Raw genomic sequence first — 24,799 nt, forward strand, 5'->3', positions numbered from 1 at the left:
GTTGTAGGTCTAATTTTATGGATTTGTTTTCAATACGTGCTAAATATCTTGATAGTAAACAATCACGATTATTGTAAGCTAAACTTTAATGGTAAGTTTACTTCTTCTTTCACTGGGTTACCATCTTTAATTGCTGGTAACCAATTGGGCATTAATTTTACTAGCCTTAATCCTTCTTCTTCCAAGCCTGCACCTAAATGTGTAACTGGGCTAGGATTAACGATTTTACCTGTTTCATCAACAATAAATTTGATGAATACAGTACCATGTATAACTTTTTCTTGGGCCTCTCTTGGATAATGAATATTTAGCATGAATGTTTTAAAAGCATCATCCCCTCCTGGAAAACTTGCATGTCTATCTGCTGCTTTTGCATTCTTAGGTTCAGCATCCGGAGGCCAATTATATTCTGCAATTTTGTTAGTATAATCAGCATCCCCAAAGAATGCTATGGACTTAATATTTCCTTGTTGTTCAATTGCCTTTTCTACACTATACATTCTATCAGCTCCTGATTTTACTATTACCGTACTTACATTAGTGAAGTCTATTGTATAAATACAATAAACAGTCCGATCCGTGTTTTTGAAGTACCTGTTAGTTATTACTTCTGCCTTTCCTTCGTCCATGGGGATATCTAACTCCTTATATATGTTTCTGCAACTTACCTTAATTACCCTACTTTCCCCATTAATATCACTGTCAAAATCAAATCGGAAGTTATTTTCCACTCCATCGGTTTTAAATGAATGATTATTGAAATTATATTCACTAAACTGAACATTTGAAAAATAAATGAATCCATTTTTCTTAGCAGGTTGACTTTTTATTGAATCAAGTTTTAATTTAGTATTTTGTATCACTCTCCTTTTTTTAAATTCATCCAATTCTCCTTGTACAGGTTCGAAATTATTAATGTAACCAATAACAATATTGTCGGAAATATTATCTACAGATAGTAAATACGATTTAAACAGCGCCATCTTACTAATTACATTTTGATTGGGTAATTCAATCTCATGGCTAATTATAGCATTTTTTAGATTAATAACTATGTCGTAGTTTTTTCCATTTAGAGTTGTTGTTACAAGTGTATATCCTCTATTTCCTTCAATATTTAATTTTTTGACAATTGTGGTTAAGTTAAAACGACCAGTAAGTTTGCCACTTCTTTCTGGCATATTGGGCCAAAAATCACTGTACACATATTCGTAGCTCCATACATTACCTGAAGGTTTATGTGAGGGGTTATTTATTAAAATGATATCGCCAGCTTTTAATTTAATTGCACCACCAAATAAGTTCAATTCATCCTGTTCTTTAGGAGGTGGATTTTTGCCGACTGTAGTTGAAGTTAAGGATTCATTGAAATCATTCTCTGAAAAGCTGAATTTTGGTGGGGTGCTATTAGTTTTCTTATAAAGACCATCAGGACTTATGTTTGTTGTCTCAAAACCAGGAAATACATTTGAACCTAGTTTTGTACTAATTTTGGCAGAGACCTGGGAAAATTGAATAACCAACGTATCTAAATTATTATTTTCAGGATTTTCTGATATATCAATTATAGTATTATCGTTTAGTTTGACTTTACCGTATGTGTTCCCAATCCTTGAACCTGGTGTTAGACCACCAAAATTCCAAATTTCATAAAAAATGGTGTCCTTTTTTTGTTTAATTAATAATAAAGGAGAATATTTATCCTTAGTGATGGAATAAGTACCCGTATAGTTAATTCCTTGTGAATACCCGGATTTATGTAATGGTAAAATAAATAAAAATGTGAGCAAATATTCAAACCCTATAAATCTATTCATATAGTATAGCAAATTTTTATTGAATTAATATTGTTAAATATCTTTATCTCCTGATGAAATAATTATGTACTCTTTTCTTTATAATTTTAATTTTTGTTTACTGTTAATCAATGTTTAAATCTCTGAAAAACATTATTTTCACTTCGTTATCAATTTCTGCATATACCTTTTCAGTTTCTTCTTCAACAGTCACTACTAAAGCAATAGTACCATTCCAACAATACACTTTGTTACCAATTACGCCTTCCATTCTAATTTTCTCTAGAAATTTTGTGTGTTCCTTTAAAAAAGTGAATGCGTATTTCCTTCTTTCGTTTGGTGTCAATTTGATAGTGGTCATTTGTATTTCTTTAATTGGGGCATAAGTGATTCAACATCTGATACATAACCAGCTATTACTGCACCAACAAAGTGAAACATCAAAATGCATTCATCTTGATCTAACATTTTTATAGCGGTAAATAACAGATGAGAATCTCTTTTGTTTGCATGAAATATTGTCTTCAATTCTGGGATTCTATTTATATCAACATGGAAATTCCCTGCTAACATCAATAGCAAATCCTCTTGTGGTAGGGGCTTTGTAATCATCGTGGTAAAGTTTATTATCCATCAAGAAATAATTGATTGATTAATGTGCCATTTGCTGTAAATGGTTTCTTAACCTGTTTCAGAAAAAAACATGACAAATGGGACTAAGCTTCACAAATATACAAATACTTCAATTATGGATATTATTTATTAAATAAAAGTAATAATACTCATATTTGGATAATTTAAATACAATCTGATTATAAACACGTTATTTTCAGAAATAACTGTTAAAAAGTGAAGGACAAAAGATATAAGGCAGTAAAATCTTTGATACTTGCAAATGAGATTGCAAAGTTTTCTGATATATTCGAAATTTTGCCCGTATCTGTCTTAAGTAAGGATACCGGAATTAACTATTCAACGCTTCACAGAAAAATATACAATCCAAAGCAATTAAACCTGAATGATTTTGATCTAATGGGTAAGGCAATGGAAATAGATTATCTGGAATTGGTCAAACTTGCTCACAAATCATTAAGTAAATCAAAATAAATATTTCTGATTTTCTTAAATTGCCCCAAAATCCATCAATGTACCTATTTAGATTTGCATTTGTTCTTTTATGCATTACGTCTGTTTACCAAAATTCCTGCGCTCAAAAAGTAACAGTCTCCGATATTGAGACACTTTTTAATAATACTGATAAAGGTGCTGAAAGATTTACTAATAAGGGGTTTGATGTTCATATTGACAGAAAATATGGAGAATTGGATTTTGAAATCAATGACGGCAAAGAATCTATCTCAATAGAACTGACGGAAGCCGGAGATTATTCAAACAGATATATTAGAAGCTGTTATTCAAAAAAGTATCATCTTGACTTTGAAAAATTTAAACAATTCATTGTTCAACATGGTAAAAAAGTAGACTTCTATCAGTCACGGTACTATGACTCATATTATACTGTTTACTTTTATAATTTTATGTACTATCATTTTGGCAAAGGGGTCTGCACAAATGAAGACAAAACTTATAAATTTGACTCTTTTTTCGTTATTAACATGGACCACAAATTTTAAATTTTTGTTTTATCTACCCTATCTTCAGCAATATCTAATGTTTTTTCTTGAATCTTATTTGACAATTTAATCAACCTGGATATAAAAGGTAATTCAGGTCTAAGGATGGCTATATTTTCAAGGATAGATGTTAGTTCATAGGTTGATATACACATAGTTACGACCAGTACCATATAGAATGAATCATATTCAATAGCAGTTTTTACAACCAATTCAAGAATGAATACAGCGATAAGCATGATAAGGTAAAGCACAACCTTTTCAATCAACCCCTTTCTAAGTATGCGTGATTTAAACGGCACTCCCTTTTTCATACTGGCAGGGATACCGGTAGCAATATCTAATATGGTAAGGGCAATGATACAGTAAATGTAGGTATGGATTCCGGCAAAGAATAACCAAACGGCAATAAGGATTTTTAAAATATTATTCCAAAGGGAAGCGTGTATGGTGTTGTCAATTATCTTTCTGATAATGGTAAGGGCATAGGGATACATTTTATATTTTAAATAGGTTGCATGTGTTTTAATTAATCATTTGTTGGTATAGCACACTCATTTAATGATATAAATAACTGTACGTTAATTCCCAAGACCACACCTGCACATATGTCACCAGTAGATTCCCTAAAAGGTTGAATTGAAGGGTTAACTGAACTTATATCATCGTTATAGGTTAGATAAGCAATGAAATCTTTGGCAATCTCCATACAATTACTTATAGCTGAATGTTCCGTTTCAGGATAATTCAGGTTCATCAAATCAGATATAGTAATAGTGTAGTTATGGTTTATATACTTACCAGATACATTTGAATTATTATATTGGATGTTGACTGAATAATATAATTTATCAGGAATAGCTACATAATCAGCTAAATCACCATAGAAGCAGTGATTAACCTGTTTGTGTCTTTTGAAGAAATCAGTGAATAAATTCTTTAGCTGGGTTAACGTCATTCATACCTTTTATCTTTAATTAGTTACAGCTGTGTTTATTTATTAAGTACCAACCAGTTCCAGTACTAGTAACATTAGTATCAGGGGTATTTTGAACCAATTTATTTTCATAAATATATTTCACTACTGCACTCTTATACGCTGTCATTTTATTGTTGTGATAACTCCTTACATGTTCAATTTCAGAAGGTTGCAAAGATGTCGCTGATGTATCGTTGAATTTTAATAATCCTTTGTTAGTCAGCTTGTATGTACTATTCATAATTAATTCCTGGATAGTTGTGTGAATCAAGTATGTTTTGATATAATCATCAATGAGAGTTTTAATTTTTTCAGGAATAACATAACTATCATCTTGAATTGATTGGTTAACTTCATTCAAAACCTGATTGTATAACTCATCACCTAATACCGGCCTAAGATTTATAAACTGTGTATCATAAATTGAGACTGAAAGAATGTGACTATCTACATTTAATTGAATAATGGATAATTCTTTAATTTCTTTTTCACCTATCAATATAATTTTATTCATTATTTGGTTTTTCTTTTTAACATTAGTTGTTTGAACATATGACGGCAATGGGGGGTTGCTTCACCATTTGGCCCAGATAACCAACCGCCACCTCTAGTGAATACATCATACCCAAAAATCCCTGACATAATTTGAATATCCTCCCTTGAATAGTATTTATTATTTTCAACTAACTTCACACAAAACCCTCTACTAGTCGGAATCAATATATCACCATCAGCTTCAGGACGTTTAACATAGTCATACATTGTCAATATGGTTCCTGTATCTGGTAAATCAGCTACCTTATCTGGTTTAATACTAATTCTTCCAGTATCATTAGTATCAATTTTTATGATACCGGATTTAGATAACTCATTCAAAGTATCTTCCAAATCAGGTGTAGCAATGTCAATATCTTTCTGTTCTTTTAGTAAGTTTTTTATCTCATCAAGGGTTAAGTTAGATATATCATTCTCCAACACCCATTTTGCAATATCAGATTCAGTGTCAAATTGAAGTTCTTTCATCTTAGCATCTTCAGCATTAAATACAAACTTTCCCTGCTTAACTATTTCAAATTCATCTTTGTGATTGCCTAAGTGCTTAATCTTTTCAAAGTCTTCAGGTTGTAAAGAGTGTTTCACCCAATCAGACTTTTTTTTTATTTCTTCATCTGGTTGTGGAGCATTGAATGTACTAGTGGGTGTAGGGTCATTTAATAACCTGTCTCCGTTCTGTATTGGTTTCATTCCAGCAATAGCCCTTAATTCATTGATAGTGAAAATCTTTTCCCTTGTAGCATCATCTAATTGGGTTTCAAACAATGGCTTATCAGTAAAAGTTAGATTGTCAGTTATTAAAGTTGAGTTAACAAACAATTGATTAAAAGCAGATGTTAATTCCGCTCTCTTATTGCGTATATAAGTATTCTTAAAAATCTGGTATGCTGTTTCTAATTCTGTGCTATTACCCAAAGAACCAGGTTGTGCAATTCCGAGTAACAAAGGCGAAGTAACGGCATGGCCAATAAGAATATCCTGCTGATTTTGTGTTGACACTGCTGAATATGCCTTATCCCATTCGTTAGGCGAGATATTTTTCACTTCAGCTGGTTTGCCTTGGGTATCCTGAAAATCTAAAATAATCTTCTCACCATTCTCCCCACTGTAACTATCCTTAATATCTTTCATAATTTGTCTTTTCACTTCTTCATCAACATTACCCCCCATGAAAAATGTTATGAGAGTTGAAACACTGAAGTGACTGCGCACATTATTTAAATTGAAGGTTCTAATAGAAATATCTGTTAGGATAGATTTAATACAACCAGAATATTCAGGTAAAGGATAAGCATTATTGTTACTGGGAAAATAACCATCAAAGAAGAATAGTTTACTAGTACCTTCGGAATTAACAGGAGTAAATCTATCAAACACTATATCGTACTTTTTATATTTCCAGTCTTCAGAATACCAGAACTTGTTTTTAATCCTATTAGTACGGATATTTTGAGCTGGGCAATGATGATACTCAACGGGTTCTCCAAATGAATTATATGTAACTTCAACACAGAAATAATTGAACAACAAAAAATCCTTTATACACTTGTTAATAAACTCGTTAAAAGAATCAGAAGGATTAACATTAATATTTACTTCACTGCCATTATTATACTTCAAACCATCCCCAAATATATAAGTAGATTTTGCATTGATGATTGCCTGATTAATTGGGGAATCAGCATATAATTTTAATAAGAATGCAGGATAGTTATTGTCTAAACCATAATTGACTTGTTTATCATCACTTACAAATTTATCCTCTATAGGCAACGGGATATTATAAGTAAAATTTAATATTTCCTTTTTACTGTTTGATTGGGGTTTTATCTGAACATCTTTCTTTGCTCTCATTCATAGCCTTTCTTTTTTAAATATTAGCGACCTGAATAAACAGTAAAAACTGGTTTGCTTTTTTCATCTGGTAATGAAATGAAAATAGTGTCAGGCTCTTTGATTGGGTTTTTAATTGTAGCTAGGCCAATTTCTAAAACATGCTCCAATTCAGCATCTTCAAAGACTTCGTACAAAGCTAGTCCTTCATTAAGTCCTTCTAAAAAAGATGACATGATGATAAATGAATCATAACGTTTTGGGAACAATGACATGTTAACACCCAAAGGGAATATCTTTTCTTTGAAATCAAATTGGGTTTTAATACGCATAAAAAGCTCTGGTGAATCTGATGTAATCAATGGGGTTACATTCAATATTAATTCATTGGAAGGCTGGGATAAATTTAATAACAACATTCGATAAAAAATAAAAAGCCCAACTAAAACTAATTGGGCCTTGATAAAAATTAAACAAAAATAAAAATGAAAACGTATAGAAAATATTAAGAAGCAGGAGTAGTAATTGTTGAAATCAAAGTGCTATCAACTTGCTGAATTAATTTAGTATCGGTTCCAGTAAAAGTGAGCGTTGATCCAATAAGGTCGGCATCGTTGGTTCCGCTGGATGTTTCTAATGTAGACAATTCCATCTGACCGTTTAAACCAGCTGCATAATATTTACCGGTTTTGGTTCTGATTACAATAGCCACTTCTTGATTCATTACTGATTCAATGAAGGTTTTGTTCTCTGTTGTTAAATCAGATAGAACTAAAGTAAAAGTTTGCGTCATGTAAGAAGTACCTGTTTGAAGATTCTTATTTAAAGTTTCACTCAAAACAGCTGTATTCTTTAACAAGCCTACAGGAACAAATTGTTTAGCAGTGACAATATTAATGTCACTTATCAAACCACCAGTAGATAATGTATAGGTTGATCCATTAGTTTCTACTAAATCAGCGTAGCGGATAATATACAAACTCTGGATACCGGCAATTTTATTTTCACCACAACTCTTAGCGAGTGCAATTATAGATTCACATGCCATTAAAAATTTTTAGTATTTTATAAAAAGTGAAGGGAGGGGTTAAACTCCCTTCATAATAGGGTTAATAATTTAAAATCAAGCCGGGGATAAATCAGCATAACCTACTTCACTTGCAATTGGATAAACAACACTAACGCCTAGGCTATAGTGAACGTCGGCATAATGCTGTTCTGTTTCGATTGAATATTTCAAAGAAGACTTCGTTGCATCACTTTCTAAATCCATCCCCAATTGCAAATTGCTTAAACGAACAGCTACTACCTTGTAAGGGCTTGAATTTAAACCAGATACCGGAACTAAGGTTGTAGTTGTACCGAACAGTTTAAAATCATCAGTGGGTTTAAAGATATTTTTGTTTGCTAATTCCATCAAATACATATCATATAGTACTTCAGAAATGAAGATTCTAAAATCAGATTGTTTTCTAATTTTGATAGGAGTTTTTGAATTCGCTTCTTGTAATTGTGAGAGAACAGAAGTTGCTGTAGAATCGATATTGGTATAAGTACCAGTGGTAACTTGTTTTAAAATACCATTGAAAAATGATAATTGACCAGTTAGGGTAGTATCACCATTCCATAAAAGGTTTTCATTTGCTTCAGCTATGGCTTGAACTCTTGAATCCATAATGTACTGTGCAAATGCTGCATCCCAACCTTCAGTTTCAGGGTCTTGTCCAGATTTTAACGCCCATGCATAATAAGTGTTATATAAGGTCTTGGTACATATATTTTCGACAGACTTTAATGGTTTCGTAGTTAACATGGCATTGGATAAAATAGTAGTGCCTGATGGTGTTCTACCAGCGCAACCAGATGCGTCTTGTATAACTGTGTTACTATCAAGTTTTAATATAGGTGCTGTACCTTTCGTAAATTGAACATTACCAGAATCAAGTAATAATTTTGCAGTTTGTGCATTACCTACAGCTTTGCTGCTTATGGATTTGCTATTAAGTTCAATGTATTGTGATAAATTTGTTAGATCAAATGACATTCATAAGTTTCTTTTTTAAATAGTGTGGGGTTAACAAAAATTATTTTTTCATCAGTCTAATCACGTCCATAAGTTTGTCCTGATTATCTGTTTTTGTTTTGGTTGATTTGGTAGTTTTAGAAAATTCAACAGGCAATAAAGCAACCTTATTGATAGTATCGGTAAGGGTTTTAACTTCATTACTGAACTTCTGCATTTCTTCTTTTGTAGCAGAATCATTAACACTACCAGTTAATTCAGCTAAGATTTGTTTGATTGATTCTACTTCAGCTTTGATTGCAGCAGTTTCTTTTTGCAATTCTTCTATAGCTGCTTTATTTTCATCAGGTGCAGGTTCGTCAGCTGGTTTTTCTTCAGTGGGGTTTTCTTCTGCTAATTCTTCAGGTTTTTCTTCTCCTTCAATAGATGCAATAACACCATCTTTGACAGTGAATTTGAATCCATCTTCTATTTCATAATCACCATCAGGAGCAGGTGACAAAGTACCGTCTGTATTTATTAATTCAACTTTGGCACCTACTACACGGTCAGATATATTTAATTGGTCGTTGGTATAAACGCCTTCAAATTTTTCTGATTTTAAGTTGGTAAGTGCTTTAAGCAATTCTTTCTTTAATTCTTTCAACATTTAAATGCTTTCTATTTTAAATATTGAGAAGAATAGATTTTATGTTTCAGGCATTAAAAAAGCCAGTTAAAAAACCGGCTTAGTGTACATTGAATTGAATTTCTTTAGTAAGGTCATCAAATCCTCATCAGTAGTGGCTTTGTCCTGTTTGACCTGGTTACTTTCGTATTTAAACAAACCTTCAACACTATAACCTCTAAATTTCCCATCTAATACATCTTTCCAAACGTTATCATCTACAACTTTAACTCCTATAATCCATGACCCATCAACAGCATCTGGATAAGTAATTCCCTTATCGGAATCAACAATAAAGGATTGAAATATAAAACTGTTTGCTAGTATGTCAGTGTGAGCTAGATTAACATTGTTGGACAGGTTGTTTTTAAAAAATGTTTGGGCTATTTGTCGAATGGTTTCTTTGCTGAAAAACACATTATATTCATTACCTGATTCATCACGACGGTAGATTTTCATATCTGGCACCATAGCAATGCCTAGTAGTTCTTGTTTATCCTCATTAATATTAAACTTCAATTCTTTTTGTTCATTAAATACTTGAAATGTCTTTTCCGTAGCGGGTTTATCTACAAGTGACACCATATTCACTATAGATTCATCTTCCGGGTCAATAAATAATTCATAGATAGGTATATCTTTTTTCATTGGGTTATTTTAATTAGTAAGTTGACAAGTTGTTAAAGAAATTGATTTTCGCTTCATTATCCTTTAAATCCTTGTCGGTAATATATGCTCTGATTGTTGTATCTGTTTGGTTGACTACTCTTACATTTTGTGGTGTAGTGTTTTGACTTAATGAAGAAGTATTAATAACAGGTGCAGAAGCAGAAGCAATTGAAGATGTAGATACAGATGGTGCTGAACTGGAAGATGAACCGGCAACCTGGACAGCAAGTATTTTCTTTACATTGGCTAAACCAGCAGCAACAGCAGCGGCAGCACTAACAGCACCTAATATAATACCATACGGGCCACCAGCTTCTAAACCATTTTTATAGGCGAGCATAGCACTTTCATATGTACGTATCAATGTAGCAGCAGCGGATAAACCTTTTTGAGCAATTGTATTTTCACCAGCAAGTTCCGCAACACTTGACATTAAATCAGCAGTGGAATTTGCTATTTGTTGCTTCTGTTCAAATTCAGCCTTATCCAGTGCTTTATTGGCTTCAGTACGTTGACGGTTAATGTCTAACAGCTTCGCGTTATGGTCAGCTGTTAATTGTTCAATCTCTGCATTCTGACCAGCTAACTGTTCTTTCTTTAAATCATATGCAGCATCTTCAGCTTCTTGTTGTGCAGCTAATACCGCTAATGTCTTTTTCTTTCTTTGATCTGGTGTATCACTATCAGATATAGTATTTTCAGATGTAGTAGTGGTTAACTTAATATTCTTTTCTACTGATACTTTATTTAAATCAGATTCCTTTCCTAATGCAGATAATTCGCTTTTTCTTCTTGCTTCAAGTAATTCCTTCTCCTTATCCGTAGCAGTTTTTAAGAGATTATCATAGAACTTATTTATTTCTAATTCCTTCTGCTTATAGGTATCAAGGTTTTTATTTGCTCGATCTGTTAACGCCTGATTAATCTGCTCATCATACTTTTTATTAATCTCTGCTTTTTGATTATTATACTTTGTTGTTAGATTGGAAGTATCTTGGCCATATTTATCAAATACTTTCTTCTTCTTTTCATAATCTATTTGAAGATTGGAAAATTCCTTATCCCTTGCATTCATGTTTAATTGAAGAATATCCTTTTGATTTTCTTCTTCAATCTTTTTAATTTCATCTAATGCAGTCTTACGTTCATTGGCTGCTTTTTCGGCTGCTTGTTTAGCTTTTTCTGCGGCCTTATCTGCTAATTTCTTTTGTTCATCTGTTTTCTTCTTATTTTGCTGACCTTCCCAAACAGCTAAATCAAGTATTGCCTTCTTCTGCTCATCACTACCTTCTTTCTCTTGTTTGATACGTAATTGGAACTGCTCCTTTTGTAAACTTAATACCTCTATACCGTTGGCTGCATATATCTTTAATGCAGCGTCCAATTCATCTGCCCTTTTCTTTGCTGCTTCACGGGCTGCTTCATCAGCTTGTTTCTTCCTTTGGTTATTATATTCACTCTGCACATTACCAACTACATCAAATCCTTTCTTCATGTCTTCCACAGCACCTTTAAAATCACCCTTGACAATATCAATAAGCGCTTTAATAGGAGCTATAGCATATTGTACCACTGCATTACCTAGACCAATTACAAAGGATTTAACCTTATCGAATGTTTCACCAGCTTCACCTAGTCCGGGAATAAGTTTCTTTACCGATTCTTTAATATCATCGAAATGTGCAATCAGGTAACCCACAACTAAAACTATTGCTGTAATACCTAAAGATGCTAAAGCAACTTTCAACCCCTTCATGGTTGTAGTCGTAGCAGTAGTGGTAGTAGCAACAGCTTCTTCAGATGCTTGCACACCTCTTAATGATGTAATTAATCCCTTAATATAGTCATTCGCATCGCCCAGGCTATTCAGCGCATCCACAACACCAGATATAGCTTGCAATTTTGCTACTGCTTCACCAGCTGTATCACTACTAACACCAATTAATGTTAACCCTGACGCGACTCCTTGAACCGTAGATGCTAATAAAGATGCTGCTTTCATGGCTCCCTGAAATTTATTTCCAACATCAGCTGCATCCACCATACGCCCAAGTGTAGCCATCTGGTCGTTAAGTTCGGCAATTGTACGAACGGCCTGCTGGTACTCATTGCTTGATTCCCGGCCTTGTTGAGCCAATAACAGGGCCTGTTCTTTAGCTTCTTTTAGTTGCTGCTTGAAGGATTTAACTGATTCAGTTGGAATATTTACATCAGGAGTTATTGGTGTATTGTTAATATCGTTGACAGTGTTTTGTATATTTCTTACACCATCAATTGCAGGCTGTAACCCTGACGTATTGGCTTGTACGTCTAATATTACGGTTTGATTGCTATTATTTGTATTTTCAGCCATTAAAGATTTTATTCTTTAAATAGCTGCATTACTTTAGAAAGATATTCTTTGTAGGGTAACAGAGGTAATTGCTTCCGATTCTTTATATTCCAGGTTGAGTATTTTAAAATATGCGTGACCATACTGACCCATATCTATGAATACAGGTACACGTAAATCCAGGTTGGTAATATCAACTGCATTAAGATTAACTCCTACTTCAAATGTGGTAAGATTGATGTTAGTTAATTCAGATGTTTGATTGATGTAGTAGGTATTATACAGATTAGGTACATTCACATATTCACTACCAGCTAAAAAATAAACTTCTTTAGGATTGCCAAAATTGAGTGAAGTTAATGGTGTTAACTTCTTTGGTGTAATTCCATCTGATTCATATGGTGTATTATTATTTCTGGCTACGGGGTCAAACCAATACATTGAAGCGTTTGCATACCAATTGCTGCTATACACATCAGTTTTACCCCAAGTAGCATCAGTGGTGTTAAAAGTATCAATACCAACAGTATAAGTATTGGTAGCAAATAACCCATTATAATAAAGTATCCTGATATTAGTACTAACTGGTGATTTAGCTGATATACTTGTTCCACCTTGCACTAACATAGGATATACACGACCACCTGTACTAAACGATACTTGCGGTGATGCACTAAATACAACTTTCACCTCTTTACTATCAGTTACTCCCAATGAATCAGTAAATGTTAATGTACTATAGTTTTCAGAATATTTAGTTTTGTATGTCTTATTCAGATAATCGTTGCTATCATCAGAATAGGTGAAAGTATAGTTCTTTGGAATGGATAAATTTGATGTTCCTTTTATCTTACTATTATAATCAATTTTGTTTGTCCAATCTAGGGCAGTGCTTTTAATGTTTGTAATATCTGCTAACGCATAAAAGTCATCATAAGTTTGAAAGATAAAGTGTTTAGGGTTATCCAAAGTGTTATATACATAAAGGTTGAACATATTAATAACACTTTTCACAAAATCAAACATCTTAATCCCGTCTGGTGGTGTGGGAACTATTTCATCCCCTAATGTTACATTAACTGTGAACAATGTACTATCATCTTTGGAAATTGACAATGCAGCTGACGTAATTGAAGGCGTAGAATAATAGGCTGAAACATTTGCTACACCAAAAACTGTATTTGCAACTCTAACCTGTAATTGTTGTGTAGCACCATAGGTAGTTTCAGGAACAATGAAATCAGCGGTGAAATTTAAAGTTTGATTCTTAGCTACTACAAATTTCTGTTCACCTACTACAGTGAATTTGTCATTATTAATTTCAGTAGATGTTGTATAATCCCGCTTTACTAATTGAATAGAAAATGTTTCTGTACCTGGATTATTACCTGTTATACTTCCTGACACCTGTACACGCGCATCACTGGTAAAAGTTCGCTTAACCATCAATAGATTGTGTTCCCTATTGGGGCTGGCTGGATTACCATCACCATATTGTACAGGTGCGTAATCAGTTAAGTAGGTATTATTTTGTGTATCCCACCTGACAGGAAAATATACCATCATATTATTTTGGTCGTATCCTTTATTGTAACTGCCTATCTGTGTTGTAGATTTGGTGTATAAGGATCTATTTTCTTTAGTACTTACCGTTAGTTTTTCCTGTGAGTTCGGAATTAATAAAGAATTGAATCTAGTTAAAAAGTCTGAACTGCCTTTTATCTCATATGTGTAACCGGCAAATTTGAATATCCTATCAAAATATTCCTTTGCCCATATTGCCGGACGGAAATTCTGAAGTTTAATGTTTGAATAACTAACATTTAAATCATCATTTTCAAATTTTTCTCCATAATCCAAGAACACATAAATATAATTACTACCCAAGCTATAATAAGTTGAATAGAATGAATTAGTTGTGGTGTTATACCTCTCATACTGGCCTAAAATAGATGTACCTGTTTCCCAGCTTTTAAATGGGCCTTGACTACCTCCTATATTATCTGATGTATAATGATGTTTTAAATCACTGAAATCTAAATCAGATAATAATGAATCACCCAATGCAGATACAAACCCCTTAAACTTTCCAGCAATATTAACTGTATAAGTGATGTTGCCTTTCTCATCTATGGTAAAATCCTGCACATACAAATTACCACTAAGCAACAAATAATTGTCTTCATATATTAAACAATTAACTGTACGTAATGGTGCGTAATTGAAGAATAATTTATTATTGATGGATTCATCTGCAAATCTATTATGGTGAAATAGATGACCCAATATCTGATTATTAGTCTGGGTTCCTTTTAATGTTATAGTTTTAGTTGCAGGGTTTTTCCTATTACTAATGTCGCTAATATCAGACACAGCAAATACGGTTGACAATTCAATATCTTCTACATCTAATTTTCCATAGTTACTTATGGTATCTTCCAGGCTAGAGTATATAGCCCAATTAGCTGCATCATAATAATCAACGGGGATACTACCATCAATAGTAATTTGGTAATAGTGAAAGTATGAAAAGTAATTGCTGGTCAATATCTTATAATAATTCCCTTGAAATTTAAGGTACTGACCGGCACTAATTGACATTGAAGAATCTGTTGTTCTGATTGCTACAATATTATAAGGATTAACGTTTACATCATTAACGCCTGAATATAGAGGTGAAGTAGTTGGTGCTTTTGTTGTCTCTAAAACATAGATTGAATACATTTATTCGCTTTATGTTTTAAATAGTTTATTTCTGTAATTGCAAAAAAATCGTTAAATTCAGGTGTAATTTTTTGATTTATGATAAACGGAAGTTGGGTTAGGCATAGAGACCCCAAGCAATTTGAAATCTATGGTATTATGCAAGTAATGATTGTTCATAAAGGATGGGTAACGTGTACGGTTGGAAATCCATATGAAATGAATACAAAACAATTCGAATACGAAAGTTTAATGCTTGCTTAAAAATAAAAAGCCGTTCTAATAATAAGGACGGCTTTTCTTTTATAATTATGTGAGCAATCTATTTTATCCAATATCTACCTGATTCTATAATTTCAGCGTAGGTTAAAGACTGTCTTTCAAATGGAACAATCTTTTCTTTATCTTCTGAATCTTGTATATAAACATCAATTCCTTGAAAGGTAATTCGACGTAAATCCAAATCATTCTTTTCTATTATTCTTGTGAGTACTTCAGTTATAGGGTAGGGTGATGGAAAAAAATCTACCGGCTTTGATCTAGTGGGGTATAAGATTACTTCATCCTTACACTTTAAATTTAATAATTCCTCAATTGTTGTTATTTTCTTCTCCATTAGGGATATTTTCCCAACAATTTACAAAGTAATTGTTTTAATTCCGTCAAAAGGATATGATTCACCAATTAATCTATTACTGCCGTTGGCGTTAGTGTCAGTATAAGGTTCAAACAAAATCCTTTCAACAATAAATTTTTGATAGTTCCAATCAGCCGGACTTCCAGCCCATGTTTTAGTAGGGTCTGGCAACCAAGGGGCATATGAACCATTGCTTGATGTACCAGAAGGGAACCAAGGGCCTATTGTTAATCGTCCAGGTATATCAGGAATGAAGGATGTATTAGTCTGCTTCAATACTCCATCGAAATAAAATTCTACTCTGTCTTTGTACCATCTCCATTCATAATCATGGAATGCATCATCATTTGCAAATTGTCCTATTGGTGTAAGATTAGCTAAATATACTTCATCATTTTGTGTATCAGGAATTGTTGAATCTTTATATCTCCAACCAGAACCACTACCAGTTTCACCTATCCAAGTATTACATTTAAAATTATCAAATGAAGGAATATAAACCGGATTAATAACCGTGCTTACCTTAGTCCAATTGGTTCTTAAATTGGGATTACCAGTACCATTATATTTCCATAAACCATTGTTAGTTGATGATTGTGTATCATTTTGGATGCCTATATGATATTGTGGATTTATGTCAAAAAAGATAACATTACTTTCAACTTCTAACCAACCATTGAAAATACCCATAACTAGATGCGAAGGAGTTTCGATGTCAATCTCGTGGTTTCTAACTAAGTAATAACCATCATTAAAGTTGCCCTCACGTTTCAATCCTTCAGCTAATAGTAATTCATAATCAGGGGTTTCTGAATAAACTTCTTCATAATGAAAAGTCCACCAAGCAGGGGCTACACCTAACTTCTGTGGTATTTTTGTTCTGATTAAATATCGCCCAAAACCAAGATATTCATTAGATACAATACAACATCCTGTTCTCCTTACCCAAGGTAGTCCGTACCTTGGGTCGTTACCGTAAATTGGGTCATCCTGGATTGTATGTACTTTCGGTGTGCCATCTCTGTTAACTCCTTGAATATTACCATCATAGTTATCACCATGACATTCTAAAACCAATTTACCATCCTGGAAATATATGTTATCACCAACTACACCACCATTGGCATAACCACCCCATGATTTGTGTAATGCACCAAAGTTACTAACCAATTGATTCTTATTACTTTCAAAAGCTGATTCATTTTCAAAGTTTATATCAATAGTAGATGACACCTTAGTAAATGGAACTATTGTAACGTTGACTGGTGTTCTCTCATTGGAATATGTTTTATAAAACCATCTCTTATTTCCCGTTGGTACATCGTGTGGAACTACCCAACTTACTTTGTTGTTGGTTACTGTGATGAATTGATAAGGAGGTACAGTATAAGAGTTACTTCCATCCAAGTCCTGAATTATTACAGTAGGGTAAGGAGGATTTAATATTCTCTCTCTCAAATTATTGTCAGTGAGAGATGCGCGATAATAGAAATATTTGTATGTACCTGATGTTCCTATCAGATTGCCGTTACTATCTTGCCTTCCAAATCCTAAGTATATTTTCTCGTTAACATCACCTGCAAAATTAGTGGAAGATGAAAAGTATGTAGCTGTCGATGGGGAATAATAACCACTATCAACTTTCATAAGGATTTGATTATTGTAACTATCAGAAGGATTTGAACCATCTCTCCTAACAAATACTCTGTGCCATTTGTTAGCAATTACAGCGTGGTCAAGTATAATTGATTCTGTCGTTCCATCTTTTACATGTACCCAATTGATGTATTTTGTGGTAGTATCCATATATATACCTATGTGCCTTGCTGGTGTGCCTGTATACCATAACCATAACTTACCATCTACACCAGTTTGTGCTAATTCATCAGTAGTAAGATAAAACCAGAACCCTAATGAATAACTTCTAGTACCATCAGGGCCAAGTATTGAAGCCTGATTATTACCTGTGCTGTCTGATTGGTCTGGATATAAGGCAGTAACATTTGAAGTTAACCTTATACCAATCTCGTTATCCCACTTTTGAAATCCAATACCAATGTTTTCATCAGTAACGGTATATTGGAAATTCCCAAACTGGTCTAAAATATCTCTAAAATTACCCTTCAATTGATACAGAAAACCAATTTTTTCAGGTAAATAAGAATCTAACAACCCTGTTTCGTTAGATGTAACTATTTGCTGGTTGGCCATTATTGTAAATACTTTGTCCAAAAAATCACCTACTACAATTGGGGTAGTACTCTTTCTATCTTCGGTGAATATTACAGTATTGTTAGTGTCTCTGTATCTAATAGTATAATCAGTATTAGGTAACATTGAATCAAAGTTGACAGGAGTAACCAATTGGCCAGTAGTGGTTACATTCACCGTCTTCAAATTGGTATAGCTACTACTTACATCCGGGTCACTTGTCTTTCTAATGTCGATAAGTATCTGTGTAGTCTGGTCTAATTCACTTGCAAAATTTATTTTCTCGATATGATATGATTGCATTCTTTTAATTCTTTAAATATTAAGCATTACGTGTATAGAAATCACCATCAGTACTAACTACAGCTGGAAGTGTATTTGATGCATTGACAAAAATAAAATCTGGGGTAAAACCATCTGACAATGTAAACGTGAACTGTTTTACGTTCGGCTCTGTCTGGTACTTTTGATTTGACATTTCGTATGAACTGTCAGATAACAATACCGGAACATACAAATCTGGTAATACTTGCATAATTATTTGCTCACTGGTTAATAGATTAGATAACCATTTTAACATACCATCATTAAGGATACTGGTACTTAATTTGATTTGTTGTTCAGGACTAACTGTTAGTATTTCGTCTATAATGTTGAATAGTTTATCATCGTAGTCTGCAATCCTACCTTCACTGTTTAGTTTATATGGGCTATTCTTCACTGCCTGTTTAGTTGTAGACAATGTACTAATGGGGTTGAATAGTTGTAATGTTTCAAATACTCCAAACTGGTTAACAAAAAACAAGTTAACAGGCTCCAGGTGACAGGGTAATGATTCAATAACAAATCTTCTGTTTACTGTAAGCGGGTTTTGTGAATAATCTACTAGCGCAACATCATAATAGGCAACATTAGAGAAGTTGACATTTGTTACAGCTATTTTAAGATGTTTAAGGCTACAATTAAGTCTGTATAATATTCTTTCATCACCTTGGTCTATACCTTCATAATGCGTGTATAGCAGGTTATTGTTATTATCGTAGAATTCATATCTACCAGCACACCATAATCCAGAATCAGGCTGTAGATAATGTAAACTTTCATATGAAGATTCATTCACCTTCACATTATCTGGTTTTGAAGTCAAGAAGTTAACAATACGTCCTGCCTGTGCTACATACTTATTTTGATTATAAGTCTTAAAAGTAATTGGGTCTAACTTTCCATTAAACACATAACAAGTATCTGACATGTAACTAGCACCATCTATAATACTACCTGATGATGACAGCTTTTCAGTTACTACTATTTTATAAGGAAAGAAATTCTTTTCAAAGTTATCTACTAATTCTAAAGCTGGTACATGTATTGGTTTGAACTCCCATTTAGCATATGAGCGTAAGATTAATGACAGGTCAATATATGCACCTGTCTGGTTGTTTGGCTGTGGGTATATCTTTAAACTACTGATTACATTATTACTTACCGCTTCATATACAACTACAGTAAAGTAGATTATATTGGATGCATCTGAAGATACTGACCAGATAATATTATTTTTTGAAGGGGTATATTTATAGGGGTTTGATAAAATTGTTAGTGCCATTTTCGTTATATTAGCTTTACATTTTAAATATCATGTATGGAAAACTTTGAAAGAACAGTAATGAATGACGAGGTTAAACTTTATTTTGATTTAAAACGTAGTAGTTTTGGCTATTGTAATATTCAGGCTAGTCATATGGGCGTAACTTCTGATTTACTTGCTTGGAAAAATGGACAAGGGGATTGGGTAATACTGAATAAATCTTTGTTAGGTTCAGCGGTAAAAAATTTGGACTTTGAAATTGACGAAATACTAAAAGAAATTGGAAAAAGATAAAACATATGGATATACCAAAAGATAAGATAAATAGCCCATTATTCATACTCAATCAAAGCGCGCAATTCTTAAGTGAGGGTATTAAATTTGCATATGAAAACATATTTTCTGAAAAGGCCAAAATTGAATCTAATAAAGTAATAACTAAAGTTCCATTCGCGGCAACCAATATATCATTCTCTCTGGAATTAGCATTTAAAGGGCTTCTGATGTATTTAGGAAGAACAGTTAAAGGACACGACTTGTTAAAATTGTTTGATGAGCTACCCTCCTCTTACCAGAATTCAATTGTTAGTTGTGTTGCGACGAATTACAAGTATCCCGAATTTAATATATTCGTTGGGCAAACAGGTACAACAAACAACATAGCCGATTATGTAAATTCGGATGGGCTAAGCCACATCGAAAAGATAAGAAAAAGTTTACAGTATAATAGGTTGACATTCCAAGAGTTTCGTTACTTCCATGAAATAGATACGAAAGACTTATTTTTTGATTTCCGTATGCTCTGCAATCTGTCAGAGGCATCGATTGCATTACTGTCCGAACTTATATCTGGAAATATTAACCTTATTTAATTATTACCCTCGTAGCATCTTGCCTAACATCAATTTGCTGGCTGATTTGTTGAACACAAAAGTTGGCAAATTGACTTTTCAGGTCATTAATTAACTGTGGAATTTCTTTTGAATAATAACCTTTCCCTTCAAAGCCGTGGTAATAAATCTTGTTAACTATTGCCCATGCTGCATTTTCAATTTTCTTATCATCATCCAGGTGTGCGAATCTGCTAGGCTCTCCATGATAACGTTCTTCATCACGCAATTGAATATTCTTTGTGGTTATCCAGTCAATAATTGGCTGAATCGTAGGTCTTTTGTCAGTATAAGTGTGAGGGGTGTTACGTTTAGTTTTAACCCCTGATACCCCTCTATCCTGGTACAATAAGTAATCATTACCATACACTTTGATACTATTATCTTCTACCTTCATTTCTATATCTTGAATAGCACCAGTAGTAGAAGAACCTGAAGAATTGATATTATCCTTTACGCGGGATATGAAGTCACCAATAGCTTCTTCTAAAGCGCCCGATACCGCTTCAAATGAATTTCTTGAAGTACCTAAATTTCCCAACTGGTCAATTCTGCTTTGTTGTATTGCTCTTCTACTGGCTGATGATAATGATTGTGCCATTACTTCATGTTCTTATATTCTATTTGATTCTGTATAATTAAGGTTAAACCCACTACTTCCAATGCTGATCTATTCATAATTTCAAAGAAGGTAGTGTTACAATAGTCGGCTACCTCTTTTGCTAACCAATACCATCCGTATCGATGTTGATATTCTTTTTTCCCCATTGCAACTTCTTCAGCAAATGAACCTTTACTTGTTTGGCCTTTATTCTCATTAACTTCTTCACTGTTTGTAGTATTAAATTGGTCAATGATTTTCCTAATTGCTTCTTTGACAAAAAAAAACAAGCAAGAACATCTTCCATGTTTAAATTCTCAATTTCTTCTTCTGTAAATGGAGTAGTTGAAAATTGCTTTATGATATTTGCCAGATTAGGGAATATTAATTCTGGTTTACTGGTATAGTTTAAGAAGGAAACATATTCTTCAAAGGTGATTTGTTCAATTCTCTTAATTTTGAAAGATGGTTTAATCCTTTCTGATGGCAGTTTGTCCATGAAAGCAATCTTAGCAACCATTTGATTCACATATGATACGGGTAGAACTTCAATTTCATTAACAGTTAAACCGGTAAGAGAAGATAAAACCCTAATAGCGTTATCTAGTTTAACAAAATCCGCTTCGTATATATCATTAGTATACTCAATTAGGCTAACATCAACGATTTTCAAATAATCTCTAAGTTTTAATTCCTTCCAGCTTGTAGGTAAGTTCTTTATTATTAATTCAATATCCTTCATTCAATTGTTTATTCTTTTAAATATTCTATCATTCATATTATTCATACAATTTTCTTCATTACAATTATCTTACTAACAATGAGGTGTTTTGGTGACATTAACATCTATATAGCTTCCAATCCGATATTCTCTTGCAATGTTTATGGTAGCTGTTTGCCAAACTTAATGAGGCAATACAATCATCGTTGTATCCCGAAGCAGCCGAATAACGAATATAGCCTGATACCGTTGTCGTGAACTCAAATACAGACATTTCCTTCGCGGTTAATTCATTGTAGGTTATTTCACCTTTCTCAACCGCTAATATCAATTCAAGTATGATTTGAGGTTTAGAAGTACCAGTGAATTTGAAAGGAACTAGATTATTAACTCCTGCTAATTGTAAGTCATCTACAATTGGTGAACCTAAACCCGTTGCATCAATTATATAACGGGCTTTAGGATACCTTAAATTCAATGATTTGATTCTTTGCTTGGTGATGTTCCAATCAAACCTAAATCGGTCAAAATAGCACATCTTCTTATCGTTGTCAAGGCCAATTATTACTGAATAGTCACTCTGTTTTCCTAAGTCGATTCCGAAAACAATTGGTTCATTAGTGGATAGGTTTGATACTACATTCTTATTAATAGTATTCATACCACCAAAAGGATTACCGGCATTTTCACCAGATAAGGCTAAATACTCCTGATTGAATACTGCTTCTGGTAAGGTCGCTTTAGCTAAATCAATTTCAGATGGGTCTATATGTGGATTATCATAACTGGTAAAATGGAACGATGTAAAACCATCTTCACCCCTTAAACCAAGCTCAAATAAGCTATCATAATAATTTTTACCGTTAGGTGTTGATATGAAAATACAGCGACCTTTAAAATCCGTTAATGTTGGCCTAATAGCCTGTTCATAAGCATCTTTCAAATCAGGTATAAACGCTGCTTCATCAATTATAACTAAATGATACTTTCTACTTCTAAATGATTGCAAAGCCTCACCTGAATGGAATTTAACAAAAGAACCATTAATTAATTCAATCTGTAATTCAGCCTTGTTTTCAGATTTAATTAATTGAGCAGGTAATGTTTCAATTATCTCTTTATAAAACAATTTGCATAGGTCAAAAGTTGGTGCTACATAACCTACAAATGATTTAGGGGATGATAGTAATTTTTTGACACTTATTATTTGTGCAACTGTTGACTTTCCAAACCTTCTACCACACTGCAATACAATAAACCTACTATTACAATCAATTACTTTTTGCTGGTTAACATGTGGTCGTTTTAATTGAATTCTTAATTGGGTTATTTCCTGTTCATACATTAAAAATTGGGGTTAACTTATATATTCATTATTATTTTAACATCTTATAAAAGCGTCGATTTTTGTAACCAATTAGGTAACCAATTAATTATAAATAATACTATTATACTTATAACTAATTGATAAACAATGTTAAATTAATCTTTGGCTGAATTAGGTTCGGTTCTGGGTGAGACATGTACCAGGTTATTCACTTCATCTAACTGTTCAAAACGCACTACTTCTGAATCAATCAATTTTGGTTCATCATCATTGATTAATTCAATTGTTTGGTATACTGGTTTCTCATCTATATATTCGACAACAAACTTGATTTGTCCATTTACGCTAGATGTTAAATCGGTGTGTGTTAAATCCGGAAGGAATTTATCACTTAGTCCTTTTAATATAGCCCACTTATCCCTTGGCTTCATCTTGTCTAAATCAGCCTGTAATTGGGGTAAATTATCCAACATTACATCAGCCAAAAAATCGCGTATATACTTTGCTGTTTTACTAATTGCTCCCTTTGGTTTGCCGGGATTACCTTGTTTGAATTGACTACTTCGCATTGATATTAATTTCGTATGGGGGCGTAAAAAACGATTGGGTTGGCCCTCTTTTTAAATACTTTCAAAACAAAAAAGCTGCTCCATAAAATGAAACAGCTCAATCGGAAATATTAAATCAGCAATTACTTCTTACTATTCTTAGCCCTTTTAATAGGTTTAATTTCTTTTTGCGATATAGTTTCTTTGGTTGAATTCAAATTGCCTGTATTAGCTTCTTTTTGTTGTTCTTGTTGATACTTGGGATATTCTCTATTCCAAAAACTTTCGATCAACTCAAATACGCTGACGATACAGGATTTACAATTGAATCCTGAAAATATAGCACCAGGCAATACGAAACGGGAATATACATCTGTGAGTATTTTTCTTTTTTCTTCATCAAATGTTACTGGTATTTCTTTAGTTTGATAGTAGTGATATATGATTGGGAGTAACTGTTGTATCTTTTCAAATCCTTCTTTTTTTTCCATTATTAATTGTTTATTCTTTAAATATTACTATCCTATACTTTTCAGAACGGAGTAATTAAGTTTTTCACAATTATTTTTGAAAGAAGGTAAATTGAATAACGCTAATACACTTCTTTTGTCATCACCACCGTTTACTGTTCGGGTGTATTTCTTTTTGTTGATTAGTTCTTTCAAATCAGAAGGAGGAATAAAATAATAGTTGGTATCATTATTAAATTTGTAAGCAATAAAATCAGCCTTACAAACTGATATACCCGATGGAATTATTTGATTGTCTTTTAATTTTTGATACTCTACGGCTGCATTACCAGTATGTGAAGCCATTTTATCATACTTCACTTCAATGGTGGTTACTTTGCCTTCAGGGTGTGTAACAATCAAATCAAAATCAGGAAAATCTTCTTTATCTCTAGTGTTGATGGTAGTGTAGTTAGCTGATTCAAAAAGTGCTGCCAATTGGGCTTCAACAGTTCTTCCAATTATTAAATCTTGTGGGAAATTCAAGCTCATTCATATTTGTTATTTTATTTTTAAATATGAATGAGTGCTTTCCTTTTATTGGGTTAACCTTAAATAGTCGTGGTTCTTAGTCAA

Annotated in this window: 27 protein-coding genes; 4 read left to right on the forward strand and 23 right to left on the reverse strand. The window is 33.0% G+C overall.

Translation table 11 applies throughout. The features are described from left to right. Positions 1-68: 68 nt before the first annotated feature. From SIO70_RS11645 to SIO70_RS11655, 3 genes are all read right to left on the reverse strand, one after another. Positions 69-1,817 carry an energy transducer TonB gene (locus tag SIO70_RS11645; RefSeq protein WP_320581027.1) on the reverse strand — a complete coding sequence of 583 codons (1,749 nt, stop codon included), beginning with the start codon at positions 1,815-1,817 and terminating at the stop codon, positions 69-71. A gap of 103 nt (positions 1,818-1,920) precedes the next feature. Further along, on the reverse strand, positions 1,921-2,157 hold the full coding sequence (locus tag SIO70_RS11650; RefSeq protein ID WP_320581028.1) for a hypothetical protein: 237 nt from the start codon (positions 2,155-2,157) through the stop codon (positions 1,921-1,923). Then, entirely contained in the window at positions 2,154-2,408 is a 255-nt protein-coding gene (locus SIO70_RS11655) for a hypothetical protein (protein WP_320581029.1), read from the reverse strand. The genes SIO70_RS11650 and SIO70_RS11655 overlap by 4 nt, the downstream gene beginning before the upstream one ends. A 237-nt stretch (positions 2,409-2,645) precedes the next feature. On the opposite strand from SIO70_RS11655, the gene SIO70_RS11660 reads away from it, so the two are divergent. Both SIO70_RS11660 and SIO70_RS11665 read left to right on the forward strand, forming a co-directional pair. Next, positions 2,646-2,903: a hypothetical protein gene (locus SIO70_RS11660; RefSeq protein ID WP_320581030.1), complete on the forward strand. Its 258-nt coding sequence runs from the start codon at positions 2,646-2,648 to the stop codon at positions 2,901-2,903. A 38-nt stretch (positions 2,904-2,941) separates the two neighbouring features. After that, positions 2,942-3,430, forward strand: a complete 489-nt coding sequence (locus tag SIO70_RS11665; RefSeq protein WP_320581031.1) for a hypothetical protein — start codon at positions 2,942-2,944, stop codon at positions 3,428-3,430. Here the strand turns inward: SIO70_RS11665 and SIO70_RS11670 are convergent. The 14 genes from SIO70_RS11670 to SIO70_RS11735 form a co-directional block, all read right to left on the reverse strand. Further along, positions 3,427-3,927, reverse strand: coding sequence for a phage holin family protein (locus tag SIO70_RS11670; protein WP_320581032.1), 501 nt, complete (start codon positions 3,925-3,927; stop codon positions 3,427-3,429). The genes SIO70_RS11665 and SIO70_RS11670 overlap by 4 nt on opposite strands. Before the next feature lie 32 nt (positions 3,928-3,959). Further along, positions 3,960-4,388, reverse strand: coding sequence for a hypothetical protein (locus SIO70_RS11675; protein ID WP_320581033.1), 429 nt, complete (start codon positions 4,386-4,388; stop codon positions 3,960-3,962). A 19-nt stretch (positions 4,389-4,407) separates the two neighbouring features. After that, positions 4,408-4,923, reverse strand: a complete 516-nt coding sequence (locus SIO70_RS11680; protein ID WP_320581034.1) for a hypothetical protein — start codon at positions 4,921-4,923, stop codon at positions 4,408-4,410. Further along, a complete protein-coding gene (locus SIO70_RS11685) occupies positions 4,923-6,818 on the reverse strand; it encodes a hypothetical protein (protein ID WP_320581035.1) in 1,896 nt (631 codons plus the stop codon). Before SIO70_RS11685 ends, SIO70_RS11680 begins: the two co-directional genes overlap by 1 nt. A 23-nt stretch (positions 6,819-6,841) precedes the next feature. Continuing rightward, entirely contained in the window at positions 6,842-7,216 is a 375-nt protein-coding gene (locus tag SIO70_RS11690) for a hypothetical protein (protein ID WP_320581036.1), read from the reverse strand. Positions 7,217-7,302: 86 nt separating this feature from the next. Beyond that, positions 7,303-7,845 carry a hypothetical protein gene (locus tag SIO70_RS11695; RefSeq protein ID WP_320581037.1) on the reverse strand — a complete coding sequence of 181 codons (543 nt, stop codon included), beginning with the start codon at positions 7,843-7,845 and terminating at the stop codon, positions 7,303-7,305. A gap of 75 nt (positions 7,846-7,920) precedes the next feature. Beyond that, entirely contained in the window at positions 7,921-8,841 is a 921-nt protein-coding gene (locus SIO70_RS11700; RefSeq protein WP_320581038.1) for a hypothetical protein, read from the reverse strand. Positions 8,842-8,881: 40 nt separating this feature from the next. Next, the gene (locus SIO70_RS11705; protein WP_320581039.1) at positions 8,882-9,469 is read right to left on the reverse strand and encodes a hypothetical protein; all 588 of its coding nucleotides are present in this window, start codon (positions 9,467-9,469) and stop codon (positions 8,882-8,884) included. A 66-nt stretch (positions 9,470-9,535) separates the two neighbouring features. Next, the gene (locus SIO70_RS11710; protein ID WP_320581040.1) at positions 9,536-10,135 is read right to left on the reverse strand and encodes an XkdF-like putative serine protease domain-containing protein; all 600 of its coding nucleotides are present in this window, start codon (positions 10,133-10,135) and stop codon (positions 9,536-9,538) included. A 13-nt stretch (positions 10,136-10,148) separates the two neighbouring features. Further along, the gene (locus SIO70_RS11715; RefSeq protein WP_320581041.1) at positions 10,149-12,509 is read right to left on the reverse strand and encodes a hypothetical protein; all 2,361 of its coding nucleotides are present in this window, start codon (positions 12,507-12,509) and stop codon (positions 10,149-10,151) included. Positions 12,510-12,542: 33 nt separating this feature from the next. Further along, complete coding sequence (locus SIO70_RS11720) at positions 12,543-15,212, reverse strand: hypothetical protein (RefSeq protein ID WP_320581042.1); 2,670 nt, start codon at positions 15,210-15,212, stop codon at positions 12,543-12,545. Positions 15,213-15,513: 301 nt separating this feature from the next. Continuing rightward, positions 15,514-15,807, reverse strand: a complete 294-nt coding sequence (locus SIO70_RS11725; protein ID WP_320581043.1) for a hypothetical protein — start codon at positions 15,805-15,807, stop codon at positions 15,514-15,516. A gap of 21 nt (positions 15,808-15,828) precedes the next feature. Further along, positions 15,829-18,342: a hypothetical protein gene (locus SIO70_RS11730; protein ID WP_320581044.1), complete on the reverse strand. Its 2,514-nt coding sequence runs from the start codon at positions 18,340-18,342 to the stop codon at positions 15,829-15,831. Positions 18,343-18,361: 19 nt separating this feature from the next. Continuing rightward, positions 18,362-19,645 (reverse strand): hypothetical protein, encoded by a 1,284-nt coding sequence (locus SIO70_RS11735; protein ID WP_320581045.1) that lies wholly within the window; start codon positions 19,643-19,645, stop codon positions 18,362-18,364. Between the two features lie 36 nt (positions 19,646-19,681). Here SIO70_RS11735 and SIO70_RS11740 point away from each other — a divergent pair, with 36 nt between their 5' ends. Together SIO70_RS11740 and SIO70_RS11745 are read left to right on the forward strand one after the other, a co-directional pair. Then, positions 19,682-19,921, forward strand: coding sequence for a hypothetical protein (locus SIO70_RS11740; protein ID WP_320581046.1), 240 nt, complete (start codon positions 19,682-19,684; stop codon positions 19,919-19,921). Positions 19,922-19,926: 5 nt separating this feature from the next. Then, entirely contained in the window at positions 19,927-20,499 is a 573-nt protein-coding gene (locus SIO70_RS11745) for a hypothetical protein (RefSeq protein ID WP_320581047.1), read from the forward strand. Here SIO70_RS11745 and SIO70_RS11750 read toward each other — a convergent pair. The 6 genes from SIO70_RS11750 to SIO70_RS11775 all read right to left on the reverse strand — a co-directional run bounded on the left by SIO70_RS11750 (position 20,492) and on the right by SIO70_RS11775 (position 24,715). Next, complete coding sequence (locus tag SIO70_RS11750) at positions 20,492-21,118, reverse strand: hypothetical protein (protein ID WP_320581048.1); 627 nt, start codon at positions 21,116-21,118, stop codon at positions 20,492-20,494. The two genes, SIO70_RS11745 and SIO70_RS11750, sit on opposite strands and share 8 nt — an antisense overlap. Positions 21,119-21,239: 121 nt before the next feature. Beyond that, a complete protein-coding gene (locus SIO70_RS11755; RefSeq protein ID WP_320581049.1) occupies positions 21,240-21,860 on the reverse strand; it encodes a hypothetical protein in 621 nt (206 codons plus the stop codon). Between the two features lie 97 nt (positions 21,861-21,957). Further along, positions 21,958-23,184 carry a terminase large subunit domain-containing protein gene (locus SIO70_RS11760; RefSeq protein ID WP_320581050.1) on the reverse strand — a complete coding sequence of 409 codons (1,227 nt, stop codon included), beginning with the start codon at positions 23,182-23,184 and terminating at the stop codon, positions 21,958-21,960. Between the two features lie 137 nt (positions 23,185-23,321). After that, positions 23,322-23,735, reverse strand: coding sequence for a hypothetical protein (locus tag SIO70_RS11765; RefSeq protein WP_320581051.1), 414 nt, complete (start codon positions 23,733-23,735; stop codon positions 23,322-23,324). A 122-nt stretch (positions 23,736-23,857) separates the two neighbouring features. Next, the gene (locus tag SIO70_RS11770; RefSeq protein WP_320581052.1) at positions 23,858-24,205 is read right to left on the reverse strand and encodes a hypothetical protein; all 348 of its coding nucleotides are present in this window, start codon (positions 24,203-24,205) and stop codon (positions 23,858-23,860) included. Positions 24,206-24,232: 27 nt separating this feature from the next. Continuing rightward, positions 24,233-24,715, reverse strand: coding sequence for a hypothetical protein (locus SIO70_RS11775; protein WP_320581053.1), 483 nt, complete (start codon positions 24,713-24,715; stop codon positions 24,233-24,235). Positions 24,716-24,799 lie beyond the last annotated feature (84 nt).

This window comes from Chitinophaga sancti, assembly GCF_034087045.1.
GTDB lineage: Bacteria > Bacteroidota > Bacteroidia > Chitinophagales > Chitinophagaceae > Chitinophaga > Chitinophaga sancti_B.

Excerpts from the sequence above, each read along its gene's own strand:
- SIO70_RS11750 (WP_320581048.1), bottom strand. The coding sequence starts at position 21,118 with ATGGCACAATCATTATCATCAGCCAGTAGAAGAGCAATACAACAAAGC.
- SIO70_RS11710 (WP_320581040.1), bottom strand. The coding sequence starts at position 10,135 with ATGAAAAAAGATATACCTATCTATGAATTATTTATTGACCCGGAAGAT.
- SIO70_RS11665 (WP_320581031.1), top strand. The coding sequence starts at position 2,942 with ATGTACCTATTTAGATTTGCATTTGTTCTTTTATGCATTACGTCTGTT.
- SIO70_RS11755 (WP_320581049.1), bottom strand. The coding sequence starts at position 21,860 with ATGAAGGATATTGAATTAATAATAAAGAACTTACCTACAAGCTGGAAG.
- SIO70_RS11670 (WP_320581032.1), bottom strand. The coding sequence starts at position 3,927 with ATGTATCCCTATGCCCTTACCATTATCAGAAAGATAATTGACAACACC.
- SIO70_RS11725 (WP_320581043.1), bottom strand. The coding sequence starts at position 15,807 with ATGGAGAAGAAAATAACAACAATTGAGGAATTATTAAATTTAAAGTGT.
- SIO70_RS11740 (WP_320581046.1), top strand. The coding sequence starts at position 19,682 with ATGGAAAACTTTGAAAGAACAGTAATGAATGACGAGGTTAAACTTTAT.
- SIO70_RS11685 (WP_320581035.1), bottom strand. The coding sequence starts at position 6,818 with ATGAGAGCAAAGAAAGATGTTCAGATAAAACCCCAATCAAACAGTAAA.
- SIO70_RS11645 (WP_320581027.1), bottom strand. The coding sequence starts at position 1,817 with ATGAATAGATTTATAGGGTTTGAATATTTGCTCACATTTTTATTTATT.
- SIO70_RS11715 (WP_320581041.1), bottom strand. The coding sequence starts at position 12,509 with ATGGCTGAAAATACAAATAATAGCAATCAAACCGTAATATTAGACGTA.
- SIO70_RS11745 (WP_320581047.1), top strand. The coding sequence starts at position 19,927 with ATGGATATACCAAAAGATAAGATAAATAGCCCATTATTCATACTCAAT.
- SIO70_RS11760 (WP_320581050.1), bottom strand. The coding sequence starts at position 23,184 with ATGTATGAACAGGAAATAACCCAATTAAGAATTCAATTAAAACGACCA.
- SIO70_RS11770 (WP_320581052.1), bottom strand. The coding sequence starts at position 24,205 with ATGGAAAAAAAAGAAGGATTTGAAAAGATACAACAGTTACTCCCAATC.
- SIO70_RS11680 (WP_320581034.1), bottom strand. The coding sequence starts at position 4,923 with ATGAATAAAATTATATTGATAGGTGAAAAAGAAATTAAAGAATTATCC.
- SIO70_RS11650 (WP_320581028.1), bottom strand. The coding sequence starts at position 2,157 with ATGACCACTATCAAATTGACACCAAACGAAAGAAGGAAATACGCATTC.
- SIO70_RS11730 (WP_320581044.1), bottom strand. The coding sequence starts at position 18,342 with ATGCAATCATATCATATCGAGAAAATAAATTTTGCAAGTGAATTAGAC.
- SIO70_RS11675 (WP_320581033.1), bottom strand. The coding sequence starts at position 4,388 with ATGACGTTAACCCAGCTAAAGAATTTATTCACTGATTTCTTCAAAAGA.
- SIO70_RS11705 (WP_320581039.1), bottom strand. The coding sequence starts at position 9,469 with ATGTTGAAAGAATTAAAGAAAGAATTGCTTAAAGCACTTACCAACTTA.
- SIO70_RS11775 (WP_320581053.1), bottom strand. The coding sequence starts at position 24,715 with ATGAGCTTGAATTTCCCACAAGATTTAATAATTGGAAGAACTGTTGAA.
- SIO70_RS11695 (WP_320581037.1), bottom strand. The coding sequence starts at position 7,845 with ATGGCATGTGAATCTATAATTGCACTCGCTAAGAGTTGTGGTGAAAAT.
- SIO70_RS11690 (WP_320581036.1), bottom strand. The coding sequence starts at position 7,216 with ATGTTGTTATTAAATTTATCCCAGCCTTCCAATGAATTAATATTGAAT.
- SIO70_RS11720 (WP_320581042.1), bottom strand. The coding sequence starts at position 15,212 with ATGTATTCAATCTATGTTTTAGAGACAACAAAAGCACCAACTACTTCA.
- SIO70_RS11735 (WP_320581045.1), bottom strand. The coding sequence starts at position 19,645 with ATGGCACTAACAATTTTATCAAACCCCTATAAATATACCCCTTCAAAA.
- SIO70_RS11655 (WP_320581029.1), bottom strand. The coding sequence starts at position 2,408 with ATGATTACAAAGCCCCTACCACAAGAGGATTTGCTATTGATGTTAGCA.
- SIO70_RS11765 (WP_320581051.1), bottom strand. The coding sequence starts at position 23,735 with ATGCGAAGTAGTCAATTCAAACAAGGTAATCCCGGCAAACCAAAGGGA.
- SIO70_RS11700 (WP_320581038.1), bottom strand. The coding sequence starts at position 8,841 with ATGTCATTTGATCTAACAAATTTATCACAATACATTGAACTTAATAGC.